5 protein-coding genes and 1 tRNA gene are annotated in these 5,043 nt (G+C 72.8%); 2 read left to right on the top strand and 4 right to left on the bottom strand.

All coding sequences use genetic code 11. The features are described 5' to 3' along the window. The first annotated feature begins 40 nt into the window (after positions 1-40). Positions 41-1,006 (top strand): HpcH/HpaI aldolase/citrate lyase family protein, encoded by a 966-nt coding sequence (locus tag J1M37_RS04540; RefSeq protein WP_126860313.1) that lies wholly within the window; start codon positions 41-43, stop codon positions 1,004-1,006. Between the two features lie 111 nt (positions 1,007-1,117). Here J1M37_RS04540 and tctA read toward each other — a convergent pair whose 3' ends face one another. Genes tctA through J1M37_RS04525 form a run of 3 tightly spaced genes read right to left on the bottom strand, consistent with a single transcriptional unit; the run spans position 1,118 to position 4,189 of the window. Further along, complete coding sequence (tctA, locus tag J1M37_RS04535; protein WP_206452186.1) at positions 1,118-2,623, bottom strand: tripartite tricarboxylate transporter permease TctA; 1,506 nt, start codon at positions 2,621-2,623, stop codon at positions 1,118-1,120. 1 nt (position 2,624) lies between these two features. After that, the gene (locus tag J1M37_RS04530) at positions 2,625-3,185 is read right to left on the bottom strand and encodes a tripartite tricarboxylate transporter TctB family protein (RefSeq protein WP_049160748.1); all 561 of its coding nucleotides are present in this window, start codon (positions 3,183-3,185) and stop codon (positions 2,625-2,627) included. Further along, positions 3,182-4,189, bottom strand: coding sequence for a tripartite tricarboxylate transporter substrate binding protein (locus J1M37_RS04525; RefSeq protein WP_049160752.1), 1,008 nt, complete (start codon positions 4,187-4,189; stop codon positions 3,182-3,184). Before J1M37_RS04525 ends, J1M37_RS04530 begins: the two co-directional genes overlap by 4 nt. A gap of 176 nt (positions 4,190-4,365) precedes the next feature. Here J1M37_RS04525 and J1M37_RS04520 point away from each other — a divergent pair, with 176 nt between their 5' ends. Then, the gene (locus J1M37_RS04520) at positions 4,366-4,716 is read left to right on the top strand and encodes a universal stress protein (protein WP_002858206.1); all 351 of its coding nucleotides are present in this window, start codon (positions 4,366-4,368) and stop codon (positions 4,714-4,716) included. Positions 4,717-4,891: 175 nt separating this feature from the next. Here the strand turns inward: J1M37_RS04520 and J1M37_RS04515 are convergent. Beyond that, positions 4,892-4,975: transfer RNA gene (locus J1M37_RS04515), tRNA-Leu, on the bottom strand. Positions 4,976-5,043 lie beyond the last annotated feature (68 nt).

Below are 5,043 nucleotides of genomic sequence, written 5' to 3'. Positions count from 1 at the left end.
ACCTCGGCCCGACGCCCCAGCCCCGTGAAGGAGCCCTTTCATGACCGTGACCCTGCCCGCCGCGATCACCCCCTCCCCCGCGTTCCAGGCCGTGCCCGGCCAGCGCATCGACCCGGAGCTCGCCCGCTCCTGGCTGCTGGTCAACGCCGCCCAGCCCGAGCGGTTCCAGCCCGCCGAGGACTCGGCCGCGGACATCGTCATCCTCGACATCGAGGACGCCGTGGCCCCCAAGGACAAGGACCGGGCCCGCGCGGACGCCGTCGCCTGGCTGACCTCCGGTCACACCGGCTGGGTGCGGCTCAACGGCTACGGCTCGCGGTGGTGGGAGGAGGACGTCGAGGCGCTCGCCACGGCCCTGCCCGCGCACCTGGGCGGGCCGGTCGCCGAGGGCGGCCTGGCCGGCGTCGTGCTGGCGATGGTGGAGTCCACGGACCACGTGAACGAGACCGCCCGACGGCTGCCCGGGGTGCCCGTCGTCGCGCTCGTGGAGACGGCGCGCGGGCTGCAGCGGATCGACTCGATCGCCGCCGCGAAGGGCACGTTCCGGCTGGCCTTCGGGATCGGCGACTTCCGCCGTGACACCGGCCTGGGCGAGTCGCCGATGGCGCTGGCGTACACGCGGTCCCAGTTCACGATCGCGGCGAAGGCCACGGGGCTGCCGGGCGCGATCGACGGGCCCACCGTGGGCTCCACCGGCGTGAAGCTCGCCGAGGCGACGGCGGTGACCGCGGAGTTCGGCATGACCGGCAAGCTGTGCCTCGCGCCGGAGCAGTGCGCGGCCGTGAACGAAGGGCTCAGCCCGTCCCAGGAGGAGCTGGCGTGGGCCCACGAGTTCCTCGCGGACTTCGAGGCCGACGGCGGCGAGATCCGCAACGGCTCCGACCTGCCCCGCAAGGCCCGCGCGGAGAAGATCCTCCGGCTGGCCGCCGCGTTCGGGGTGCACTCCACGCGGTATCCGGACCAGGACAACGCGATCACGGCACCCTCGGACACGTACCACTACTGAGCGGGGCCACCGCCCATCAGAAACGCGGGTTGAGTTGTCACGGGTGCGGAGGCCGCACACCGGTGACAACTCAACCCGCGTTGCCTTGGGGAGCGCGGATCCCGCCTCCGCTCACACGTCCTGACGCGTCCGGCGCACGACGGCGGCCCGCACCGAGAACGCCAGCACGATCGCCAGGATCCCGTAGATCACCCGCGTGATGGGGGTGGAGACGAGCACGGCCGGGTCGCCCACCGAGCTGAGCAGGGCGTCGCGCAGGCTGGTCTCCGCGAGCGGGCCGAGCACCATGCCGATCATCAGCGGCGCCAGCGGGTAGCCGTACCGCCGCATCAGGAAGCCCAGCACGCCGATCCCCAGGAGCATCAGCAGGTCGAACACCGCGCCCGTGGTGGCGTAGATGCCCAGCCCGCAGAACAGCGTGATCCCCGCGTAGAGGTAGTGCTTCGGGATGAGCAGGAGCTTGGCCCACAGCTGCGCGAACGGCAGGTTGATCGCCAGCAGCACGATCATCGCGATGAAGAAGCTCGCCAACAGCGCCCACACGAGGTCCGGGCTGCGGTCGAACAGCAGGGGGCCGGGCTGCAGCCCGTACTGGCGGAACGCCGCCAGCATGATGGCCGCCGTCGCGGAGACGGGCAGGCCGAGCGTGAGCAGGGCACCCATCGCCATGCCGGTGGTCGAGTTGCCCGCGGCCTCCGGGGCCGCCAGCCCGCGGATCGCGCCGCGGCCGAACTGCGGATGCGCCCGGCGCCGGTCCAGGCGCCGCTCGGCCGAGTACGCCAGGAACGTCGGCACCTCGGAGCCGCCCACCGGCACGATGCCGAACGGCAGGCCGATCGCCGTGCCGCGCAGCCACGCCGGGGCGGCCTCGCGGAACTCGGCGCCCGACAGCCACGGCCGGCCGGTGCGACGGATGCGCAGGTCCTCGTGCTCGCGGCGCACCCGGGAGGCCACGTGGAACACCTCGCCGAGCGCGAGGATCGCCACCGTGACGGTCACGAGCGGGATGCCGTCGAACAGCTGCGGGGAGCCCATCGTGAAGCGCTCGGTGCCGGTCACCGCGTCGATCCCGACGACGGCGATGCCCAGTCCCAGCACCAGGGAGGCCAGGCCGCGCAGCACCGAGTCGGCGACCACCGAGGAGGTGGCCACGAACGCGAAGAGCGCGAGCGCGAAGTACTCCGCGGGCCCGAAGCTCGTGGAGAACTCCGCCAGGACGGGGGCGAGGAACACGACGCACACCGAGGCCACCATGCCGCCGATGAAGGCGCCGAGCGCCGCCGTCGCCAGGGCCTGGGCCGCCCGGCCGTCCTGGGCCATGCGGTGGCCCTCGAACGTGGAGGCGATGGCCGAGGCCTGGCCGGGGGTGTTCATGAGGATGGCCATGGTGGAGTCGCCGAAGAGGCCGCCGAAGTACACGCCGGAGAACATGATGAACGCCGCAGTGGGCTCGAGGGCGAAGGTCATGGGCAGCAGCAGGGCCACGGCCATCGAGGAGCCCAGTCCGGGCATCACGCCGACCGCGGTGCCGAGCAGACAGCCCAGCACCACCCAGAGCAGGTTCATGGGGGTGAGGGCTCCGGCGAAGCCCTCCATGAGGAGTCCGAGGGTCTCCATGTCAGAAGCCACCTCCCAGGATGCCCGAGGGCAGGGTCAGGCCCAGGGCCACCGCGAAGCCGAGGTAGGCCAGCGAGGAGACGAACAGGGCGACGAGGATGTCGAACACGGGGTGCGGGGCGCCGAACGCGCGCGTGACGCACCAGAACAGCAGCGCCCCGGCGAGGATCCACCCCAGCCAGGGCAGCAGGACGGCGAACGCGAGGAAGCCGAGGAAGCACCAGGCCAGCGCGCCGAAGTCCGAGTGGAACAGGGTCAGCGGGCCGGCCGCCTGGCCGACCTCGCCGTCCGCGTCGGCCTGGCCCTCGGGGGCCTGGCGCACGCGCACGACCTCCACCGCGAGCGCGGCGGCGATCACGAGGCCCGCGACCGCGAGGATCAGCGGGAAGAAGTCCGGGCCGGGGAAGTCGGCGCCGTCGGTGTCCATGGCCAGGGACCCCACCAGCAGGTAGAGGCTGAACGCGGCCAGCACGGCGGGCATGACGAGTCCGGAGAGCCCGGCGGCGCGCCCCCAGCGGGAGGGGGCGTCGGCGGCGGGGGGGACGGTGGATGCGTGGCTCACTTGATCTCCTCCGTCAGCGTGCCGATGCGCTCCTTCTCGGCGGCGATGAACTCCTCGAGTTCGGCGCCGGAGAGGGGCACGGGGTTCCAGTAGTTGCGCTGCACCGCCTCCTTCCACTCGGGGGTGTCCACCGCCTCGGCGATGAGGGCCTCGAGCTCGGTGCGCTCCTCCGCGGAGACGCCCGGGGGCACGAACAGGGCGCGCCAGTTGGTGAGCGTGACGTCGTAGCCCTGGGAGCGCAGGGTCGGGATCTCCTCGACGCCGGCCAGCGGCTCGGCCGCCACCACGCCGAGGGCGCGCAGTCGGCCGGCCTGGACCTGCGGGTAGATGTCCGCGAAGCCGCCGGCGGAGGCCTGGGCGGTGCCGTTGAGCAGGGCCTGGATGGCCTCGCCGCCGCCGTCGGACGGGATGTAGGTGGTGTCCGCGACCGGCACGTCGGCCGTGCGGGCGATGTCCGCCATGACGAGCTGGTCGAAGGAGCCGCCGCCGGTCCACGCCACGTGGGCGGGATCGGCGCGCCAGGCGGTCACCAGGTCGTCCATGCTCTGGTACGGCGAGTCCGCCGGGACCACCACGAGGCTGTACTCCTCGACGACGCGGCTGACCGCGGTGACCTGGGAGAGCTCGGGGCCGGTGCCACGGGCCGCGTGGGCGGCGATCTGTCCGGTGCCGCCCACCATGAGGTTGTTCGCGTCCTCGAGCGTGGTCAGCTGGCCGAGGGCGATGTTGCCACCGGCACCGGGGATGTTGACCACCTGGACGTTGTTCACCAGCCCGTTGACGCGCATGGTCTGCTGCAGCTCGCGCTGGAACGAGTCCCAGCCGCCGCCGGCGGCCGCGGGGGCGATGAGGGTCAGGTTGGTGCGGATGTCGTTGCCTCCCGAGGCCGAGCGGACGGAGAAGGCGGAGGCCGCGAGCACGGTGAGCACCGCGATCACGCTGAAGACGATCCGGCCGATCCCCGTGCGTCGGCGCGGGGGGCCGTCGGGGGAGGTGGAGGACATGGCTGTTCCTAACAGAGACACCCCGCCGCCAGGGAGTGGCGCCGGGGAGAGGTGCGAGTGGTGGAGGTCACGGTAACAGCGCAGCGGGGCCGCGTGCGCTCTGCGTCCGAAGAGTGACCGACGACAACCGGTCCGGGTGGTGACGGGGACCGCGACCATGACGCACAGTGGTCCCCATGACGATCATCAGCACCGGAACCAGCACCCCCGAGAGCGCCGCGGCCTGGCGGGCCGCCCTGGCCGAGGCGGCCCTGCGCGGAGAGGACGTGGTCTGGTTCTCCCTCGACGGGACCGAGCCGGACGAGGCGGAGTCGCGCGAGGCCGGCGTCGCCGTGTCCGTGGCGCACGCCCAGGAGCGCGGCCGGGACGCCGTCGGCGACCTGCTCGAGCACGCCGAGCGCGTGGGTGCGAGCCGGATCGTGGTGGGCGTGAAGCACCGCTCCCCCGTGGGCAAGCTGCTGCTGGGATCGGCCGCGCAGCAGATCATCCTCGAGGCGCGCGTCCCGGTGGTGTGCGTCAAGCCGTGAGGGCCGGCGTCGGGCGCGCGGCCCCGCACCCGGCCCACCCCGCGGCGTTTGGGGGCGGTTTCGGGCGGTATTCGGCGTGGATACCGCCCGAAACCGCCCTCAAACGGTGAGTGGGGACCAGCCTGGGAACGACGAAGGCCCCGGAACCGCGCGGTTCCGGGGCCTTCGTCCTCGGTGCGCGAGGGGGGACTTGAACCCCCACGTCCTTGCGAACACTGGCACCTGAAGCCAGCGCGTCTACCAATTCCGCCACTCGCGCGAGTGGCTTCCCGCTCTCAGCCCCGGACATCCGGCGACCGTCACAGGCAGCGAGGAATACTCTAACCC

The organism is Micrococcus sp. KRD012, from assembly GCF_017168555.1.
Classification (GTDB): Bacteria; Actinomycetota; Actinomycetes; order Actinomycetales; family Micrococcaceae; genus Micrococcus; species Micrococcus luteus.
Note: the sequence above shows the minus strand (reverse complement) of the source record. Positions and strands in the feature narration are given on the sequence as shown.